At 66.5% G+C, this 21,072-nt stretch carries 9 protein-coding genes; 8 read left to right on the top strand and 1 reads right to left on the bottom strand.

Annotated features, from left to right (window positions below):
* The first annotated feature begins 35 nt into the window (after positions 1–35).
* The 4 genes from VZ068_RS12740 to VZ068_RS12725 all read left to right on the top strand — a co-directional run bounded on the left by VZ068_RS12740 (position 36) and on the right by VZ068_RS12725 (position 6,010).
* On the top strand, positions 36–1,622 hold the full coding sequence (locus tag VZ068_RS12740; RefSeq protein ID WP_349655513.1) for an APC family permease: 1,587 nt from the start codon (positions 36–38) through the stop codon (positions 1,620–1,622).
* Positions 1,612–3,960: a DPP IV N-terminal domain-containing protein gene (locus VZ068_RS12735; protein WP_349655512.1), complete on the top strand. Its 2,349-nt coding sequence runs from the start codon at positions 1,612–1,614 to the stop codon at positions 3,958–3,960. Before VZ068_RS12740 ends, VZ068_RS12735 begins: the two co-directional genes overlap by 11 nt.
* Complete coding sequence (locus VZ068_RS12730) at positions 3,957–5,597, top strand: DUF5597 domain-containing protein (RefSeq protein WP_349657706.1); 1,641 nt, start codon at positions 3,957–3,959, stop codon at positions 5,595–5,597. Before VZ068_RS12735 ends, VZ068_RS12730 begins: the two co-directional genes overlap by 4 nt.
* A 116-nt stretch (positions 5,598–5,713) precedes the next feature.
* Positions 5,714–6,010, top strand: a complete 297-nt coding sequence (locus VZ068_RS12725; RefSeq protein WP_259160883.1) for a hypothetical protein — start codon at positions 5,714–5,716, stop codon at positions 6,008–6,010.
* A gap of 1,106 nt (positions 6,011–7,116) precedes the next feature.
* Here the strand turns inward: VZ068_RS12725 and VZ068_RS12720 are convergent.
* A complete protein-coding gene (locus tag VZ068_RS12720) occupies positions 7,117–8,214 on the bottom strand; it encodes a DUF5694 domain-containing protein (protein ID WP_349655511.1) in 1,098 nt (365 codons plus the stop codon).
* Positions 8,215–8,922: 708 nt separating this feature from the next.
* Here VZ068_RS12720 and VZ068_RS12715 point away from each other — a divergent pair.
* From VZ068_RS12715 to VZ068_RS12700, 4 genes are all read left to right on the top strand, one after another.
* Positions 8,923–11,286, top strand: a complete 2,364-nt coding sequence (locus VZ068_RS12715) for a Tat pathway signal protein (RefSeq protein ID WP_349655510.1) — start codon at positions 8,923–8,925, stop codon at positions 11,284–11,286.
* A gap of 532 nt (positions 11,287–11,818) precedes the next feature.
* Positions 11,819–14,638 (top strand): TonB-dependent receptor, encoded by a 2,820-nt coding sequence (locus VZ068_RS12710; protein WP_349655509.1) that lies wholly within the window; start codon positions 11,819–11,821, stop codon positions 14,636–14,638.
* A gap of 352 nt (positions 14,639–14,990) precedes the next feature.
* Positions 14,991–19,325 (top strand): Ig-like domain-containing protein, encoded by a 4,335-nt coding sequence (locus VZ068_RS12705; protein WP_349657705.1) that lies wholly within the window; start codon positions 14,991–14,993, stop codon positions 19,323–19,325.
* The gene (locus tag VZ068_RS12700) at positions 19,322–20,905 is read left to right on the top strand and encodes a family 43 glycosylhydrolase (RefSeq protein WP_349655508.1); all 1,584 of its coding nucleotides are present in this window, start codon (positions 19,322–19,324) and stop codon (positions 20,903–20,905) included. The genes VZ068_RS12705 and VZ068_RS12700 overlap by 4 nt, the downstream gene beginning before the upstream one ends.
* Positions 20,906–21,072 lie beyond the last annotated feature (167 nt).

The following is a 21,072-nucleotide window of genomic DNA, read 5'->3' as shown; positions in this document are numbered from 1 at the left end:
CAGCACGCGCACTTTCCATTCGTTCGGGGCCAGCTATGACCACACACGGTGCGACCACGCAAGGCAAGTTCCACAAGCGACTGAGCCTGACCGACCTGACCTTCATCGGCCTGGGTTCCATCTTCGGCTCGGGGTGGTTGTTTTCCGCAAGCCATGTGTCTTCTATCGCCGGCCCGGCCGGCATCCTGTCGTGGATACTTGGCGGCATTGCGGTGTTGTTGCTGGGGCTGGTGTATTGCGAACTCGGTGCCGCGCTGCCGCGCGCCGGCGGGGTGGTGCGCTATCCGGAGTATTCGCACGGTGGCTTGCTGGGTTCGTTGACCGGCTTCATCACCCTGATCGCGTTTTCCAGCCTGATTGCGATCGAAGTGGAAGCGGCGCGGCAATATGCGGCGGCGTGGTTCCCGTGGCTGAGTCAGCCAGGCAGCAGTCATCCCAGCGTCTGGGGCTGGTTGGTGCAATTGGCCTTGCTGTTGCTGTTCTTCGTGCTGAACTACTTCAGCGTCAAGAAGTTTGCGCTGGCCAACAACATCGTCAGCATCTTCAAGTTTCTGGTGCCGATCCTGGTGATCGTGCTGCTGATGAAGCACTTCAATCCCGGCAATCTCACCGTGCACGGGTTTGCGCCGTCGGGCATGGCCGGGGTGGAAGCGGCGATCTCGGCAGGCGGCATCATCTTTGCGTACCTGGGGCTGACGCCGATCGTGTCGGTGGCCAGCGAGGTGCGCGACCCGCAGCGCAATATTCCCATCGCGCTGATCCTGTCGGTGGCGCTGTCCACGGTGATCTACGTGCTGCTGCAACTGGCCTTTCTGGGCAGCATCCCGGCGGCGCAACTGGCGCAGGGCTGGAGCGGTATCGACAAGGCGTTTTCGTTGCCGTACCACGACATCGCACTTGCCCTTGGAATGGCGTGGCTGGCGGCGCTGGTGATCTGCGATGCGATGGTTTCGCCCAGCGGCACCGGCAACATCTACATGAATGCCACGCCGCGCGTGGTGTATGGCTGGGCGCGCAGCGGCGGGTTCCTGCCGGTGCTGACGCGGGTGGATCCGCAATCGGGGATCCCGCGTCCGGCGTTGTGGCTGAGCCTGGGCCTCTCGATCTTCTGGACGCTGCCGTTCCCGTCATGGGAGACGCTGATCGGTGTGGTGTCGGCGGCCCTGGTGCTGAGCTATGCGGTGGCGCCGGTGACGGTGGCTGCGTTACGTCGCAGCGCGCCGGACTTGCCGCGGCCTTTCTTCGTGCGCGGGCTGAGCGTGCTGGGGCCGCTGTCGTTCATGGTGGCCGCGTTGATCGTGTACTGGTCCACCTGGCCGACCTTGTCGTGGCTGCTTGGCCTGCAAGTGCTCGCCTTTGTCCTGTACGTGCTGTATCGGCTGCCAGCGCGCGAGGGCAGGGCGCGCTTGCTGCGGCAGGTGCGCGCGTCGTTGTGGTTGATCGTGTTCTTCGTGCTGGTGATGGCGGTGTCCTGGGCCGGTACGTTCGGCGGGCACGGCTGGATCGCGCATCCGTTCGATACGCTGAGCGTGGCGGTGATTGCGTTCTTCATCTATCACTGGGGCGCACGCAGCGGCCTGCGCAGCGATGAACTGGCATTGGAAGAAGACGATGGCGAATGAGGCGCGGCGTGCTGCACGGGTCAGGCAGGCGGCGCGCGTCGTGGCCGCATGCATGCTGTGGCTCACGGCCAATGCGCAAGCCGCGCCAACGGTGGCCGACTACCAACGCTCGCTCGGCCTGCGCGCGCACTGGAGCACGCTGACCGAAAACGTCGCCTGGCCGGCGCAATGGCAGGACGACGGCACGTTCTATTACCGCAAGACCGTACCCGGCGGATTTGCCTTCGTCCGCGTAGATGTGGCCACGCTGCACAAGCAACCGGCCTTCGACCAGGCGCGCGTGGCGCAGGCGCTGCAGGCCGCTACCGGCACCGCCTATGCGGCGTTGGCGTTGCCGTTCGAGCGGTTTGCTTACTCGCAGGAAGGCGCGCGCGAAGACGGCGCGATCGTGTTCGCCATCGACGATGCTCCCTGGCGCTGCACGTTGACCACGTATCAGTGCGCGCCCGATGCCCCCAGCCGGCAGCCGCAGCTGCCGCAGCGACCGCGCGGCTTCGGCGTGGTGCGCGACCCGGACGTGGCGGCCGATACCACCCCGCGCCGCTCGCCCGACGGGCAGTGGGAGACGCTGGCCGACGGCTGGAACCTGATCGTGCGCCGGGTGGCCGATGGCCGACTCGTGCAGCGCACCGACGATGGCCGCGCCGAGGATTATTTCGATCCGGACAGCATTGCCTGGTCGCCCGATTCGCAACAGCTGGCGGTGTATCGGGTGCGGCCGGGCACTGCGCGCCGGGTGACGCGTGTGGAGGCCGCGCCGGCCGGACGCCTTCAGCCGGTGGTGCATACCCAGCTGTATCCCAAGCCGGGCGATGCGGTGGATGTGGAACGGCCGGTGCTGCTGGCGATGAATGGCACGCGGCGCGTGGTGGACAACGCGCTGTTTGCCACGCCGTATTCGTTGTCGCCGCTGCAATGGCGGGCAGATGGGCGCAGCGTGAGCTTTGAGTATGTGCAGCGCGGCTTTCAGCACATGCGCGTGATTGCGGTGGATGCCCGCAGCGGGCGGGCGCATGTGGCCGTGGCCGAAGACGCGCGTACCTTCGTGTATGCGGACCGCAGCTTTCGTCACGATGTGGACGCGCATGGCAACGAGATCGTGTGGATCTCCGAGCGCGATGGCTGGCGGCATCTGTATCTGTTCGATGGACGCAGTGGCAAGCCCAGGCGCCAACTGACCCGCGGACCCTGGGTGGTGCGCGATGTGCTGAAGGTCGACGATGCACAGCGCCGCATCTGGTTCACTGCCAGCGGCATGGATGCGGGCAAGGACCCGTACTACCGGCAGCTCTACAGCGTGGATTTCGATGGGCGGAACCTTCACCGATTGACCACCACCGATGCCGATCACGATGTGGCCATTGCAGACGATGGGCGGCATTACGTCGATGTCTATTCGCGCCCGGACCTGCCGCCGGTGATGGAGCTGCATGCCATCGATGGCCGGCTGTTGCAGCAGGTGGAGCGCGGCAACATCGAGCGCTTGCTTGCCGCCGGCTGGCGTGCGCCGGAAACCTTCGTTGCCAAGGGCCGCGACGGCAGCACCGACATCTGGGGCATGGTGGTGCGGCCGCGCGATTACGACCCGCGCAAAAAGTATCCGGTGATCGAAAACATCTACGCCGGCCCGCACGACTCCTTCGTGCCGAAGACGTTCTGGCCGTTCGGCTATCACTCCGGCGGCGACAAGCAGATCGGCATGCAGGCGCAGGCCGATCTCGGCTTTATCGTGGTGATGATCGACGGCATGGGCACCGCCAACCGTTCCAAGGCCTTTCATGACGTGGCGTGGAAGAACCTGGGCGATTCCGGCTTTCCCGATCGTATCGCCTGGCATCGTGCGCTCGCTGCAAGGGACCCGTCCTACGACATCAGCCGGGTCGGCATCTACGGTGCGTCGGCTGGCGGGCAGAGCACCTTGGGCGCGCTGGAACGTCACCCGGACTTCTACAAGGTGGGCGTGGCGTTTGCCGGGTGCTACGACAACCGCATGGACAAGATCAGCTGGAACGAGCAGTGGATGGGCTGGCCGGTGGACGCCAGCTATGCCGCTGCCTCGGGCGTGGTGAACGCGGCCAGGCTGCAGGGCGACCTGCTGCTGATCGTCGGCGAGCAGGACAGCAACGTGGATCCGGCGTCCACCGCGCAGGTGGTGGACGCCCTGGTCAAGGCCGGCAAGGACTTCGACCTGCTCAATGTGCCGGGCGGCGAACATTCGGTGGGCCGCTCCAGCGGGCCGATCGACTACGTGCAGCGTCGCCAGTACGACTTCTTCGTGCGCCACCTGCTTGGGCAGCCCACGCCGCACTGGAATTCATCCGCCCCGGAGGCTCGCTGATGCTGTTTTCCCGTTTATTCACCTTGCGCCGGCGTGACCGCGCGGTTGTCTGCCTGTTTGTGCTGTCGCTGCTGACAGCCGCGATGGCACCGGCAGCGTGCGCAGAAGAAATGCCGCGCTTCGTCAGCCAGAACGGCCGCCACGCGGTCTTCGTCGATGGGGCGCCGTACACCATCCTGGCCGCGCAGCTGCACAACTCCAGTGCGTGGCCGGCGGTGCTGCCCAAGGCGCTGGACGAGGTGGTGGCGCTGCATGCCAACACCGTGGAAGCGCCGGTGTACTGGGAGCAGTTCGAGCCGGCGCCGGGCCGCTTCGACACCACCAATGTGGATGCGTTGATCGCCGGCGCACGCAAGCGCGGCCTGCGCGTGGCCTTGCTGTGGTTCGGCAGCTGGAAGAACGGCCAGATGCATTACGTGCCGGAGTGGATCAAGCGCGACGACGCCACCTACCCGCGCATGCGCGATGCCAATGGCGAGCCGGTGGATGTGCTGTCGCCGCATGTGGATGCCAACGTGCAGGCCGATGCGCGTGCGTTCACCGCGTTGATGCAGCATCTGCGCAAGGTCGATGGCGAGCGCCACACGGTGATCCTGGTGCAGGTGGAAAACGAGCCCGGCGCGATCGGCACGGTGCGCGACCATGGCCCGGCCGGCGAGGCGGCATTCGCGCATCCGGTACCTGCCGCGATCGCGCAGGCGCTGGGCAAGCCGCAGGGCAGCTGGCAGCAGGTGTTCGGTGCCGAGGCGGCAGAAGCCTTCAACGCGCATGCCACCGCCGCGTATATCGAACAGGTGGCCGCGGCCGGCAAGCGTGCGTATCCGCTGCCGCTCTACGTGAACACCTGGCTGCGCTACAAGGGCAAGCGTTATCCGGGCATGGATTACCCGTCCGGCGGCGCCACGGTGAATGTGTTCGCGCTTTGGCGTGCGGCCACCCCGTCGATCGACTTCATTGGCACCGACATCTACACCAGCGATTACAACGAATACACCAAGGTCATCGGCCAGTACGCGCGGCCGGACAACCCGGCCTGGGTGTCGGAGACCGGCTTCGAGGCGGCGACGGCGCCATACCTGTTTCATGTACTGGGGCAGGGCGGGGTGGGCTTCTCGATCTTCGGCATGGATGGCAACCCGGACAGCGAGGCCAATCGGGCCGCCACCGCCGCGCATGCGGCCAACTTCCAGTTGCTGGCGCCGTTGCAGCGCGTGTTGGCGCAGGCCGCATTCGAAGGCCGCCTGCAAGGCGTGGCCGAGCAGCCTGGCATGCCGCAGCGCACGCTGCGCTTTGGCGATTGGCAGGCCAAGGTGTCGTTCGGGGCGCCGATGTGGGGCGATGCGCCGGCGATCCTGCCCGGCAACGACGACCACGCCGGGCGGCTGCTGGTGGCGCAGCTGGGGCCGGAGGAGTTTCTGGTCACCGGCATGGCCGCGCGCATTGAATTTTTCCGCGAGGCGGCCGATACCCGTCATGGACAACTGTTGCGGGTGGAGCAGGGGCGGTATGTGGACGGGCGCTGGCAGGTGGAAAAACAGCTCAACGGCGACCAGACCGACTACGGGCTCAACTTCGGCCGCGGTGGTTCCACCAGTCCCGAACCGGTGGTGTTGCGGGTGCGGGTCGGAACCTATTGACGGATGCAGGCGCTGCGGCGACTTCGTTCGTAGGTTTGCCAGCATGCCCTTGCCCGCAGTGCCTCACTCCATTGAATTGCCCGCGGTCCCTCACTCACTTGCGTAACGGAGCCACCATGAGCATCAGCAGCATCGCCAGTTCCGGAATGCAGGTCGCCGCGCTGCGTCAGCAGGTGGCCGCCAGCAATGTCGCCCGTCAACCGGTGGACGGCAGCCCGCGTCAGTCCGTGACCGCCAGCACGCAGGCCAATGGCGGTGTGGCGGCCAGCGTGGTCGATGCCGCGTCCGATCCGTCGGCGCCGGTCACCGATCTGGTCGACGGGCTGTCGGCGCGCAACGATTTCCAGGCCAATGCCACTGTATTGCGGCGCTCCGACCAGATGCTGGGCAGCTTGCTGGACGTGCTGACCTGAGCAGCTGGATGGGACAAACGCCGGTTGTCGATCTGGTGCTTGGGGTACACGGCCGGCGAGCTAGTCCCGCCTGGTGACACCTGGGTAGATGCACGCTCTGCATGTCTGAGTCAGCAGATTGATGGCTGCTGCTGATGCGGGTATCGAGAAACGACTCAATAGTGCGCTTGTCTTGTCTGCGGACGAAAGGACAATGCGGATAGCCTGCAAACGTAGAGCGGCTGATCTGTCACTTGGCTGCAGGGCCCTTGCCCGCCCACCATCGCGGGACACGCCGTGAATCCGTCCATGGAGGCTCTTACGCGGCATCCATGCCGCGTAAGGTCCCGCGACGGTGGGCGGGCAAGGACCAGTCGAGAGGGTCGGTGTGCATGGTTTTCAGTAAAGCAGCCAGCAAACTGTCTGGCGCGGTGTCCTCGCCGCACCGAGCTGTTGATTCAAACATCCGAGCGGGGCCAAACAACGCCACCATTCCAGGTCTCGACTGCGTTGTGGGTTGCGTATCGAGGGCTTGGAAGTGCGGATGGATCAGCGGTAGAGCAGTCGATCTGGTGCTTGGCTGCCGGGCCCTTGCCCGCCCACCATCGCGGGACACGCTGCAAGTACGTCCATGTAAGCTCTTACGCGGCATCCATGCCGCGTAAGGTCCCGCGACGGTGAGCGGGCAAGGACCAGTCACGATGGTCGGCGTGCATGGTTTCCAACAAGGTAGCCAAGCGACTCTTAGCTGCGGTGTCCTGCTGGTTGTGGGACCGTGTGGCGGCATGGATGCCGCCACACAGCCCCCAGGGACGGTTTCACGGCGTGTCCCGCGAGCGGCGAGAGCACCGCGCCCTCGACGCACCGAGCTGTTGATTCAAACATCCGAGCGCGGCCAAACAACGCCACCATTGCAGGTCTCGACTGCGTTGTGGGTTGTGTATCGAGGGCTTGGAAGTGCGGACGGATGAGCGGTAGAGCAGTCGATCTGGCGCTTGGCTGCCGGGCCCTTGTCCGCCCACCGCCACGGGACACGCTGCTCCCGCAAGCGGCGAGGGCGTCGCACGCTCGACCGACCAGGTGCTTGATTCAGGGCGTCACGCTGAAGTCGTTGTACGCACTGCCGGTCACTTCCCGTCGGTGCCCAGCACCTTCTCCGCGTCGACAATATCCACGCCCTGCAGTTGCCCCAGCAGATTGTCTAACCAGGGCTTGTGCATGGCGCCGACGACTGCCAGCACGCGCGCACCGGGTTGCTCGGCAAAGCTGGCGCGGACATTCGACACCATGCGCAGGTTGCGGATCTCCCAGCCGGATACATAGCGATAGCCGTAGTGTTGCGGCGAGTTTTCGCTCAATGCGGCGCGAAAATCCACCGCAATCGCCAACTGCTGACTGGCCGGCAGGTTGATTGCGCGATAGAGCTCCAGCAACTTGCCTTCGCTGGCAAGTTGGTCTTCGCGCTCACGCATGGCCTGCGCACGCGGCGCAGCTTTGTCCCACGCGGCCTGGATCGCCTTGCCATAGGCGACAGGGTCACCCAGGTCCACGTTGTCGCCGGTGTGATCGTCCACCGGGTAGACGCGCTGCAGGCCAAGGCGTGCCGCCAGGCGTGCAGCAATCTGCTGACTTTCGTTTGGGCGTTTCTCTGCGCTGCGCAGCTGTGCCACCAGCGCGACATCCAACCCGTCGCCGGCCCGCTGCTCGGCCTGCGCAAGCTGCAACCACTGCACCAACGCAGACGCCGGATCGCCCGAGGCCAGGAACAGCGCGGTGAGTTGTCGGCGTTGCGCCGCTGTGGGCACGCGCGGCCAGGTCTTGAGCATTGCACGCACCTTGCCGATGGCGGCGGGAGCATCCAGCCCGGTCGCGTGCGCTGCCTCGCTGGTGTCCGGGCAATAGCTTGCAGTGTCCTCGGGCAGATACACCGCAGGATGCCGTCGCATCAGGTCGCAGGTTTCCCCGGACAGGTTTTCGATGGTGATGATGGTCGGCTTGTAGGCCGCCAACCGGTCCAGCACCGGTTGCAGCCGTGCTGTACTGATGTCGCTACCGGCGGGCAACTGCGACAGGTGCACGCTGCCGAGGACCAGCACCTGGGTGCGTGGCGCGGCCATCTCGGCATCCAGCTGCGACAGGTCCACCTGCGCTTGCGCGATACCGGGTGCGATGAGCGCCAGCAACGCGATGCACAATCGGCGGGAGTGCAGCAACGTGGTCGACATGGATGCTGTAGCAGGACGCGACGCTGCCGCGTCGACGCGGTTCGACTTGCGGGGTGCTCGGGGCTGCATGACGGTCCTTGCGGGTAATCGTATTTGCGCCGCCGCAGGCCCACCCTGCGGCAGTAAACGGGCAGGAAGTGTGGCCGATACCGCCGCACCGAACCCGGCCGGAAAGTCATGCAGCCAAATGGCAGGGATGGCGCGGTCGCATCCTTCGGTCGTGCCTGCCCGGTGCCGGAGCATCCACCGCGGCTTGCTTCAAGCACCGTGTGCAACAGCTCGGTGGCTACGTCAGGCAAGTCTGGATGACTTGCTCCCAACCACGTGCCGACTGGTAGTGCGTCGTGCATCGCGCATGTGGGCGAACGGCAACGCAGCACACGCTGTTTGCAGTGACCGCCAAGGTCGATTCATCGCCGGCAGGCAGGATCGATGCGCCATGCAATGCAGTACGAACTCAGCGGCTGTGCGGCATTGAGAGATGCCGGTGAGCCCATCAACGCAGCCGGTCCAGCGGCGTCCATGCACGCCTCAGACCATGTGACTGAGGCCAACGTTGCCCGCATGCCGCAAGGTCGTAGCAGGCACCCCGGTACCCGCCAACGGCTTGGTCGGTATGCAGATTTCCGCACCTGCGTCGGAGCGCTGCCACAAGACGTCGCGGGCGCGGGCGCGCAGGATGCGTCAAGACCATTCAAGGGCGCGACGATGGACCGGAGAACCTTTCTGCGGCAGGGCATGGCAGCGACCGCGGCCGTGGGTGCAGGCGCGGCGCTGGCGGGTCATGCGGTGTCGGCCAACGTGGCCGCATCGCCCGCAGCATTGCGACCGCGGCTGGAGGCCTTGCCTTCAGCCGCGCACGTGGCCAGCAAGCTGTGCAGTTTTGAACACCTGCAGCAGCAGTGGAGCGTCTACGAGCATCTCGACGACCCGCAGGGCCAGCTCACGCTGTGGACCGATAGCGGCATGCTGCGCCTGGACAAATACACCGAAGCCGCCTATCCGGCTGCAGCGGCCCCGTACTTCGGCATGCCGCTGGCACAGGTGGCGATGGCCGATGCCGACCTGCTCGCCGACCGCCTGCTGCGCGATGGCGACCCGGACGAGGCGCAGGTGCGCGATGTCGCGCCGCCGCCGGCCTCGCTGCTCGATCCCAAGGACAATGGTGGCCGCTGGCCGTGGACCACCTTCGTCGGCACGCGCGAAAGCCTGGACACGATGCCGATCCTGCCCAACGGCCGTAGCCGCACTTCGCGGCCGGAACATGCCTTCACCGAACTTGGCGAAGACGCGCTGATCAAACGGCGCGAAGAAGGCATGTTGGGCGGCTGGATGCCGGCGGTGCGCAAGGTGATGCGTCGCGAAGGCGAGGCCGATGCCTGGTACGACGTGCTGGTATTTGCCGATGTGCGTGCCAGCGACCGCTTCGTGGTGCAGACCTGGCACCGCACGATGCACGTGCGCGGTGGCGAGATCGTGGGCGTGCACTACACGCACAGCTATCCCGCGTTCGCACCGTCGCGCAAGCCCGCCACTGCCGAACAGTTCTACGCGGCGTTGCTCGATTTCGCCGCGTATTGGCAGCAGGCCATGGAGGGCACGGTGCAGGCGCAACTCCCCGATGCCAGCTGGAACGCCATGGCGCAGTTCGCCTTCGCGCGCGAACTGGTGGTGCGCCCGGGTGGCGACTACCCGAAGTACGGTGCGGTGGAGCGCGACTATTACGGCAACGAGTACGACGGCTTCCAGGACACCTTTACCAGCTCGCTCTACGCCAATCTGGAATGGGGCCGTTTTGCCCAGGCCGCTGCGGTGCTGGACAACTATTTCGATGCGTTCGTGCAGGACGACGGCCTGCCGAACATGCGTGGGCCGGAGGTGGGGCAATTCGGCCTGACCTTGTCGCTGTTGGCGCGCTACCTGCGCTACACCGGCGATGCGGCGCGCTTGCGTCGATTGCTGCCCAAGATCGCGGCCACTGCGCAGGTGTTGTGCACGTTGCACGACCAGGCCTTGGCGTTGCCGCGCAACGCGCATGGTCACGGCTTGTTGCATGGCTGGAACGAATCCGATGCCTGCCTGTTCCCCGATCCGTCGCTGTGGTGGAAGCCGTACTACGCCAACAGCGCGCTGACCATTCGCGGGTGGGAAGACATCGCGCAGGTCTGGGGCACGCTGGGTGGCGATGCGGCGGTGGCAACGCAATGGCAGCGCCGCGCAAAGCAACTGCGCACACGGCTGCACGCCAGCCTGCGCGCCAATGTACGGCGCGATATGTCGCCACCGTATGTCGGCCCGTTGCCGGGCACCCGACTGACGTTTCGCCAATCGTTGCTGCAGGAAAAACCCAGCGAGCAGCAGTGGCCGCATCGCGCCTATGCCGAGTTGCTGCAGGCCGATGTGCTGCCCGACGATCTGGCTCACCTGGTGATCGACTGCCTGCGCGGCCATGGCGGCACCAGCATCGGCGTGGTGGCCAACATCGCGCCACCGGAGCCGGGCAGCCGCGATCTGCTGGGCTTCATTTCCTACGGGTATGCGCAGCAGCTGTTGCGCCTGGATCGCATCGAAGAGTATCTGTTGTTCGTCTACGCGCACCGGTACCAGGTGCATACGCGTGGCAGTTGGACGGCAGGCGAGGTCAGCGGTATCACCGGTGGCATGCCGCTGTTCTGCATGCCGGCGCAGATGACCATCCCGCTGCTGTTGCGCTGGATGCTGGTCAGCGACGATAGCGCGGGCGAGCAATTGTTTCTGGCGCGCGCCGTGCCGCGTGCATGGCTGGCTAGCGGCGAAGCGGTGGGCATGACGGCGGCACCGACGCGCTGGGGTGCCGTCACGCTGCGCTTGCGCACCGATACCACCGCACGCCGCATCGATGCCCAGGTGCAACTGCCCGAGCGCGCTCCAGAGCGCACCTGGCTGACGCTGCGCGCGCCAGCCGGTACGCGGCTGCAACGCGTGCTGGTCGATGGCCAACCAGCCCGTCTGCAGGGCCCGCATGCGGATCGGGTTGGGTTGTCGCACAGCGCTGCAGCGGTGCAGGTGCAGGTGCAGGCTTGGTACGGGTGATGCACGGCGTTGCCGTGCCGACATCCAGGCGCGGCGCTTGCTGAGTGCGGCGCTCGGCATCGAATGCCGGATCCTGCGCGGTCAGTAACAAGGTTACTTTTCATGGTGTCTGCAGGGGGCATGCCATAACGCTCGCCCTGTAGCGATCGATACCGCCACTGCGCTGCCATCAGGCGCGCATGGTCGATCCGGCAGTTGTCGGTTATAAGCGACAACCGCTTGCCCTGCGTCGCCGCGCTTTATGTCGACAGTGTGGCAAAAGCACGTGAATTTCCGCACGCGTGCCGGATAAATTCGTCAAGACGCTGGCGCGTCGTTGCTGCAAGATTTTTTTGCGTGGCTTGCGCTGCATTGGTTACGTGCTCTCAGGGGGAGAGCAGCAGCATCGTCGTCCTGCCTTGCCGGTTGCCGCGTCGCGCGGCAATTCACTGATGTCGTCCGTGTCGTGATTCGTCTCTGGTCTTGCGCTGCTGCAGTGCGGCGTGACCGTGCGCGCAGGTTGCCGTTTTCCCCTAAAGCACAAGGAATTCCGATGTCGCCACGCCGCTCCGCCCTGTTGTCGCAGTGCCGTGTCTCCAGGCGTCGTCCGTTGATCGATGCGATCGTGCTGGTCTTGTCCATCGCTACCGCGCCGGCGTTCGCGCAGCAAGTCGGCCAGACCGACGACGATGCCACCCAGACGCTGGACCGCGTCAATGTCACCGGCACCCACCTGCGTCGCGTGGATGCGGAAACCGCCAGCCCGGTCATCGTGATCGACCGCCAGCGCATCGAAGACAGCGGGCAAAACACGCTCGGCCAGTTGCTGCAGCAGCTCCCGGCGATGTCCGGCTTCATGCCGGGCCCGGCGCTCAACTCCGGCTTCAGCCATGGCCGCGCGCTGGTGTCGCTGCGCAACCTGGGACCCGAGCGCACCCTGGTGCTGGTCAACGGCCATCGCATGGCCGGGCCGGCCAGCAGCGTGGCGTCCGCACCGGGCGTGGATGTCAACGCGATCCCGGTGGCGATGGTGGAGCGGGTGGAGGTGCTCACCGACGGTGCCTCGTCGGTGTATGGCTCCGATGCGATCGGCGGGGTGGTCAACATCATCCTCAAGGACAAGTACGACGGCTTTGCGGCGACGGCCGATTACGCGCAGAGCACGCACGGCGATGCCAACAGCCGCACGCTGGGCGTGGAGTGGGGCAAGACCTGGGACCGCGGCGGGCTGATCGTGGGGCTCTCGCAAAACTCGATGAACCCGGTGTTCAACGGCGACCGCCGCTACGCCGCCAAGTTGGTGGAGTTCTTCAACGGGCAGGTCAGCGAGGTCCGCGGCGGCAATACCCGTGCATTCCTCAACGATGGGCGTCGCGTGACGCCGGCCGACGGGGTGCCGCCCGGCCCGGTCGACCAAACCGCGTTCCGCCCCTACGATCCGGCGACCGACAGCTACAACGCCTACGACGGGCAGTATCTGATCACGCCGATCAAGCGCACCAACGCGTCCTTGCACGGCAGCTTCGACATCACCCCGGACATCCAGGCATACACCGACGTGTTCTGGACGCGCAGCAAGACCACCTCGCAGCTGCCTGCGTTCGGCATGGAAATGGAGGGGGCGGTCGACAATTACTACAACCCGTTCGGCGATCAGCTAGACCGCTACGTGCTGCGCTCCACCCAGGCCAACACGCGCGTCTATACCGCCACGATGTTCCAGACCAACATCGTGGCCGGCCTGCGTGGGCGCGTGCAAGGCACCAGTTGGCAGTGGGATGCGGCGGCGGGGTATGCACGCTACAAGGACACGCTGGTGCGCACCGGTTTCTCCATCACCTCGGCATTGAACAACGCCACCGGTGCCTCGTTCCTGGACAGCGATGGTGTGGTCAAGTGCGGCACGCCCGGCGCAGTGATCGCCGGCTGCACGCCGATCAACATCTTCAACCCCAACGACCCGGCCACCATCGCCGCGCTGCGCGGCACCCAGCGGCCGGTGGACCTGATCGACGAGAGCCAGATGCGGTTTGTCGACATCAGCGCCAACGGCGATCTGTTCAAGCTTCCTGCCGGCGCGGTGCAGGCAGCGGTGGGTCTGGTCTATCGCAGCAACAAATTCGCGCAGGGCACCAGCAGCGAGGTGGCCGCCGCCGACGCCGATGGCAACTGCGATTACAACGATGGCTGCATCCTCAAGCAAGGACGCGACGAATCGGTGCGCGAGGCCTACGCCGAGTTGTTGGTGCCGTTGCTCAAGGACGTGCCGTTTGCCAGCAGCTTGAATCTCAATCTGGGCTCGCGTTATTCCAAATACGATGCCTGGGGCAACACGACCAATAGCAAGGTGGCAATCGAGTGGCGGCCGATCGCCAATCTGCTGGTGCGCGCCACCGGCTCGCAGGTCTTCCGCGCCCCCGCGCTGGGCGATCTGTACGGCTCGCCCTATAACGCGGTGATCGACACCACCGGCGATTTCGAGGACCCCTGCAACGGCTATGCCGGCGCTGCACCCAATCCGGCCTGCGCCAACGTGCCCAACGATGGCAGCTTCAGCAACACTGCGCAGTTCAACGTGGTGACCTCCGGCGCCAACAATGTCGGCTTTCAGCTCAAGCCCGAGCGTGGCCGCTCCTACAACGTGGGGGCGGTGTACGACCCGGACCAGGTGCGCGGCCTGTCGCTCAACGTGGACAGCTGGCGCGTGCTGCTGGAGGACATGCTGACCGGCGTGAGCCTGCAGCAAGTGGTCAGCGATTGTTTCGAAGGGCGAGAAGCAGCGTTTTGTCCGCTGATCCAGCGCGATGCGACCGGGCAGCTGACGCGCGTGTCGGTACCGTTCGCCTATAACACCGGCAAGGTCGATATTCGCGGCTACGATGCCGGCATCCACTACACGCTGCCCGGCACGGCGTGGGGCAGTTTCGCTGCCGGTCTGGATGCGACGTTCTTTTCCGATTATCGCTTCGCTGGCGATGCGCACAATTACGTCGGCGAAAATTCCAGCTGGGGCAACATGCCGCGCTGGCGCGCGGTGGCCAATCTTGCCTGGGACCAGGGGCCGTGGCACGCGAGCTGGAGCACCCGTTACCTGGGCCACACCGTCAACGGAAGCCAGTACGAGGATTTCTGCCTGGATACCAATGCCGACGGCAGCTGCCGCTATTTCCGGATCGGCTCGATGGTCTATCACGATGCGTCGCTGAGCCGAAAGCTGGAAACCCTGCACAGCACGCTGGCGATGGGCGTGGACAACCTGGGCAATCGCGCGCCGCCGCGGTTCTACAGCTACTCCAACGCCGCCAATACCGATGCCACGACCTACGACACCCTGGGACGCTCGTTCTGGGCGCGGCTGCGGGTGGAATTTTGAGCAGGATGGGAGCTGCATCCCGAGCGTGCTGGAAGGCGAGCAGTGCTGCTGTCGTGCGCGAGGCCGAGCGCAGGCAGTGGCCCTGCGGCAAGCGCTTGTGGATGCCTCGCCCGACATCCGGCCAGCGTGGGAGTACGCGCGACTTTAGCCGGGGCCGTCGTCGCCACATCGGGCCTGAGGTTGCATGCCCAGGACCCTGCGCAAGCAGGGCCTGGCAGGTGGTCATCGCCCGGGCGTGGTGGTTAGCGCAGCTTTCCCAACGACAGGCCAATCAGTTGCCCAGCGCCTTCTACGAAGCCATTGCATGCGCACGTTGCGTGTGTTGATGTCGTTGTGCCGCAACGGGCGCGGCATGCGTGCGGGTTTGGCCGGGTTGCTCTGGGCCGGCGCGGTGGCAGGGATGGCGGTGGCGATCGCAAAGCCGGCACAAGACGCGCCCATGGCTGTCGCCAATGCGGACATCGGCTACCCGCATTTCCGTGGGCTGGCGCATCCGGTGCCCGACAGCGGCGTGGCCTTCGCACCCGGTGGGCAACTTGCCAGGATCTACGCTGCCGATCTCGCGCGAGGGGCAGGGCAGGCTGCGGGCAACGATTTCTGGATCGACCGCATGCTGGTGCGCGAAGGCACCGGCGGCGGCTACGATGACAAGAACGATTGGCTGTTCACCCGTGGCCGCGCGGCCTTTCTGGCCACGCACAAGCCCGAGATTCCCGGCTTCGTCGGCCAGGTCGCGTACTGGCATGCCGCCGACTACGACGCCTTGTTGCGCATCCTCTCCACGCAAGGCGACCGTGCAGTGCAGTGGACCGAGCGCCCGCAACAGCGCCGCCAGACGCCCAGCTACTTCAGCACCGTGTTCGAGGATGCTGCGGCAGGCGTACGGATGCATCTGGTCAAGTACATCACCGAGCAGAACGTGGCGGTGGCCAGCATCGTGCTGTCCAGCCTGGACGGCGCGGCGCATACGCTGTCGGTGCAGGCGCTCTCGCCGCTGGCCCCGCATGCCGATGGCACGGAGCTGACCGGCGCGTTCGATGCCTACAACGCCATCACCACGGTGTTTGCGCGCCTGTCCGGCGATGGCTTCCGGGTGGACGGCAACCAGCTGGTACGCGAGGTGGCGGTGCCTGCCAGCGGCCAGGCGCCGGCGCTGAAGCTGCAACTGGGCCTGCTCACGCACGAACTGCCGCAGGCGCAGGCCGAGTACACCCGCATCGCCGCGCAGTCGCCGCAACAGGCCTACCAACAGCACGTCGCCAGCTACAACCGCTGGTGGGTGGACAACGTGCCGTATCTGGACACGCCAGAGCAGAACATCACCAAGAGCCTGTTCTATCGCTGGTGGGTGCTGCGCTTCAACTTTCTCGATGCCAACGTGCCGGGCAACGACTACCAGTTTCCGGTCGCCATCGAGGGCGTGCTGGGCTACAACAACGCCATCGTGCTGACCACCGGGATGTTCCTGGACGATCTGAAATACCTGCGCGACCCGAGCTACGCCTACGGCAGCTGGCTCAGCGCAGGCGAGACCGCGGGCGGCGGCAAGTACACCGACAACCCCGGTTCGCCGGAAAACTGGTCCAACTCCTACGCGCAATACATCACCGCCGCTGCCTGGCGCTCGATGCAGCTGCATGGCGGCCCGCGCGCACTGGCCGCAAAGCTGGCCCGCTATGGCAGCGGCGATGTGGACGGCGTACTGGCTGCCTACGATCTCAACCACAACGGCCTGATCGAATACGACTGGGCAGCGATGACCGGCAACGATGCCGATGCAGTGTCGTTCGACTGGGCGGCCAAGCACGGCGAAATCCGCATGGATCGCACCGAAAGCGCCTATGTGTACGCCAATGCGCAGGCCGCGGCGCAGGCAGCGCAACTGGCCGGCGACAGCGCAACCGCGCAGCGCATGCAGGCGACCGCACAACGCATCCGCCAGGCGGTGCTGGACGTGTTGTGGCAGGACCACAGCGACAGCGCCGACTCGGTGGGCTTGCACGGCGAGCTGCTCAAGCATCGCCAGGCGAAAGGGCCGCGCCTGCCGGTGGACTGGAAGGAAACCAACAACTATTACCCTTTCAGCGTGGGCCTGATGCCCAAGCAGGGGGAGCCGGACTACGACCCCAAGTATGCGCGCGCATTGCGGCTGTTCGCCGATGCAGCGCATTACCCGCTGTTTCCGTTCTATACCGCCAACCAGGTCGATCTGCAGGCGCGCGGCAGCGGCGCCGATTCGGGCAGTAACAACTTTTCCACCATCAACGCCACCGTGGCGTTCCGCCTGTTCGGCGAGGCGCTGCGCGATTACCCCAGCCCGTTCCTGAGCGCGCGCAGCTACCGCAAGCTGCTGTACTGGAATGCATGGGCGCCCTATATCGACGGCGACAACCGCTACCCGGACCAGAACGAATTCTGGGCCAGGGGCAGTGCCGGCGATGGCGGCAAGATCGGGTACCGCTCGTGGATTCACCACACCCAGCTGGGGGCGACCAACTTCACGATGATCGAGGACGCGATGGGCCTGCGCCCACGCAACGACGACAGGATCGAGCTGTATCCCATCGACATCGGCTGGGACCATTTCGCCGCCGACAACCTGCGCTACCGCGATCGCAATCTGAGCATCGTCTGGGACCGCGACGGGCGCCATTACAACGGCAGGGCCGCGCAGGGCTATAGCGTGTATCTGGATGGCACGCTGGCGTTTCGCGTGGACCGGCTTGCGCATGTGATCTACGACCCGGCCAGCGGGCAGGTGAGCGCAGCGCCGGACGCGGTCAATGGCAACGGCGCGGCGCAGGTGCTGGATGCGCACCCGGCGCAACTGGCGTCGATGGCGCAGGTGCCGATCGCTGCCGATTCGCGCCTTGCCCGACTGCTGGGCAAGGCCGGCGTGGATGCGACGCTGCCGGCCACCGCCACCATGAATCTCGCAGAAGGCGCACAGGTCACCGCCAGTTTTGCCACCCCAGGGTTTGCCGCTACTGCGGCGGTGGATGGCAGTACCGCGAATACCCCGTTCTGGGGCACCGCCGGTTCGCCGTCTGCCAGCGACTGGATCGCGCTGGACCTGGGCCAGCCGCGGCAGGTGGATCAGGTGGTGCTGTATTTCTATCGCAGCTCCGCCCCGGCAGGCGTGCAGCATGGTTTTCCGTCGGGCACCCATCCCGGCTACGCCGCGCCATGGATCTATGCCGTGCAATACCAGGACGGCGCCGGCAACTGGAAGACCGTTCCCGGGCAGGTGCGCGATGCGGCGATCGCCGTGGGCAACCGCAACCGGGTGCGCTTTCCGGCGCTGCGTGCGCAGGCGCTGCGCGTGGTGGTGACCCATGCCGGCAGTGCACGCACCGGCATCAAGGAACTCCAGGTCTTCGACAGTGGCCTGGCCGCGCCTGCGGTTGCCGGCAATGCACCGCCGCAGGTGCAGGCATGGCAGCTGGACGATCCCGGTGCCGATGGCGCGGTGATGGTGAACGGCCGGGTGGGCGATGACGGCTTGCCCAACGGCGCGTTGCAGGTGCGCTGGCAGATGCTGCAAGGCCCGCAGGGTGGCGATGCGGTGTTCGAAGATCCTGCCGCAGTGCATACGGCGGTGCGCTTCACGCGTCCGGGTGCGTACACGGTGCGGCTGGCGGCCAACGACGGTGCGTTGGACGGCCACGCCGACGTGCAGCTGCTCGTGCCCGCGGCGCCAGTGCTGCAGAGCGTGGCCCTGCACGTGCTGGCCACGGTCAGCGCGCAACTGACCGGCTCGCAGTACCGCGTGCAGGCGCTCAACGACGGGTTCGTTCCCGCAGCGGGCAGCCAGCCGAAGGGCAGCCGGCGCTGGGGCAGTTACGGGAGCGAACAACCGGCCACGCTCTGGCTGCAGTACCAGTGGCCGCGGCCGGTGCGGCTGTCGTCCAGCACGCTGTACTTCTGGAACGACCAGCCCCGCGGCGGGGTGGCCGCACCCGCCAGCTGGACGTTGCAGGCACTGCACGACGGCCGCTGGCAGGACATCGTCGCCGACGGCGGCTACCCGATTGCCGCCGCTGTCAGCGGTGCCGCCAGCACCGCCCGCTTTGCGCCGGTGGTCGCCACCGCGGTGCGTGCGGTGCTCGCCACCCAGCCCGGCGCCGACGGGCGCATGCCCATCGGCGTAGACGAATGGCAGGTGCACTCGGAGTTGCCCACGCGCGTGGAAGCGATCGACCTGCGTACCGCGCCCGGCCAGCTGCCGGTGTTCCCGCCGCAGGTCGATGCCTTCTTCGCCGATGGCAGCGTGCTGCCGGTGGCGGTGCAGTGGCCGGAGTTGGCGGTCGAGCGGTTGGGCAGCGAGGGTACGGTGGAGGTGCAGGGGCTGGTGGAGGGGGTGGTTCCGGTCAAGGCCATGGTCTGGGTACGCGCCACGCCGCCGGGGCAGATCAACACCGTGCAGGCCTTGCCCGAGGTGAGCGCAGTGGCCGGGCAGGCGCCCACGCTGCCGGGCTTTGTGAGCGTGCAATACAACGACGGCTCGCGCGAGCGCCTGCCGGTGCAATGGCCGGTGCTGGCGCCGGCGCGTTACGCGCAACCCGGGCAGATCGGCCTGACCGGCACCGCGCAAGGGCGTGCGCCCACCGGGGCGGTGTCGGTTCCCCTCAAGGTGCAGATCAAGCCAGCCAGCACGCCGACCCGGCGCCAGGGATCGACCCGGTGATCGGCAGCCTGGCGCGCACCTTGGCGCTGGCCGGCGCGTTGTGGTTGGCCGCCTTGGCCGCCTATGCGGTGCCGCCGCGGGGTGTGCCGCTGCATGCGCCGGGCAACCCGATCCTCGCCGATGGCAGCACCTATTCGGCCGACCCAGCGCCGTTGGTGGCCGATGGCAAGCTGTACATCCTGGCCGGGCGCGACACCGCGCCACCGGATCGCAACGCCTTCGTCATGCCCGGCTGGCAGATGTTCGTCAGCAGCGACCCGGCCAGCGGCCAGTGGACGCATTACCGTGATCTGCTGCGCCCGCAACAGGTGTTCGCCTGGGCCGACCAGCGCCATGCCTACGCAGCGCAGATCGTGCGCGGGCCGGATGGCCGCTATTACCTGTATGCGCCGGTGCAGCAGCGCAACGCATCCAGTCCGGATCCCTTCGCGATCGGCGTGGCGGTGGCCGACAGCCCGCTCGGCCCGTGGACCGATGCGCATCCGCAAGGGCCGGTGGTGTCGCAGTCGGTGCCCAACCGCAACACCATCCAGAACATCGACCCCACGGTGCTGGTCGACGACGATGGCCGCGTGTATCTGTACTGGGGCACCTTCGGTGCGTTGTTCGGGGTGGAGCTGGAGCGCGACATGGTGAGCTTCAAGGGCACGCCTGTCGCGGTGGACACGCTCAAGGGCTATTTCGAAGCGCCATGGCTGTTCAAGCGCAACGGTGTCTATTACCTGGCCTACGCGGCCAACACTGCCGGCCGCGCGTCGGCGTGTACGCCCACGCTGTATCACGCGTGCATCGCCTATGCGAGCGCACCCACGCCGCTGGGGCCGTGGACCTATCGCGGCATCGTGCTGCCGCCGGTGTCCTCGACCACCTCGCATCCGGGCATCGTCGCCTTCAAGGGGCAGTGGTATCTGGTCTATCACACCGCCGATGCGCGTGGCGGCGGGCATTTCCGCCGCAGCGTGGCGATCGATCCGCTGCAGTGGGACGACAGCACCCAGCCGGCCGGCATCCGCACCGTCATCCCGAGCCGGCGCACGCAGCCAGCGCTGCCGCCACAGCGCAATCAGGCGCCATCCGCCGTGGCCACCGCCTCCAACGGCCCGGATATTCCGCTGCAGTATTGGATGGCCGCGCTCAACGATGGGGTGGTCAAGGCCAATCCGCTGCCGCCGCAGCTGTGGGGCAGCTGGACGCCCGACAATCCGCCACGGCACTGGCTCCAGTACAGCTGGGCGCAGCCGGTCACGCTGGACAGCAGCCGCGTGATGTTCTGGGCCGATCACCCGGCCGGCGCGCAGGTCGGTGTGGCGCCGCCGGCGCGCTGGCACCTGGAATACCGCCAGGGCGGGCAATGGCATCCGGTGCAGACGCGCGAGCGCTACGGCACCCGCACCGATCGCTACCAGGCGGTGTCGTTTGCGGCAGTCAGCACGCGCTGCGTGCGCCTGCTGATGGATGCCTCCGGTCAACCCGGCAGTTACGCCGCGCTGGCCGTGCAGGAGTGGGAAGTGCTGGCACCGCACCCGCAACCTTTGCCGGCTGCCGGCGACACCGACAGCAGCCGCTGCGATGCGCCGTGAGCGTCGTGACCCAACCAGAATGAGGCCTGTCGTGCGTACGATCCCCGCGTTGTCCCTCCGTTGCCGCGCGCTGTTGCGGCTTGTCGTCGTGCGCTGGCCGTTGCAGTTGGCGTTGGCTGCCGCATCGGTCATGCCGGCGGCTGCAACATCCGCGCCTGCATCCGCAG

Origin of the sequence: Xanthomonas sp. 10-10 (assembly GCF_040182365.1) — a bacterium.
Classification (GTDB): domain Bacteria; phylum Pseudomonadota; class Gammaproteobacteria; order Xanthomonadales; family Xanthomonadaceae; genus Xanthomonas; species Xanthomonas arboricola_F.
Note: the sequence above shows the minus strand (reverse complement) of the source record. Positions and strands in the feature narration are given on the sequence as shown.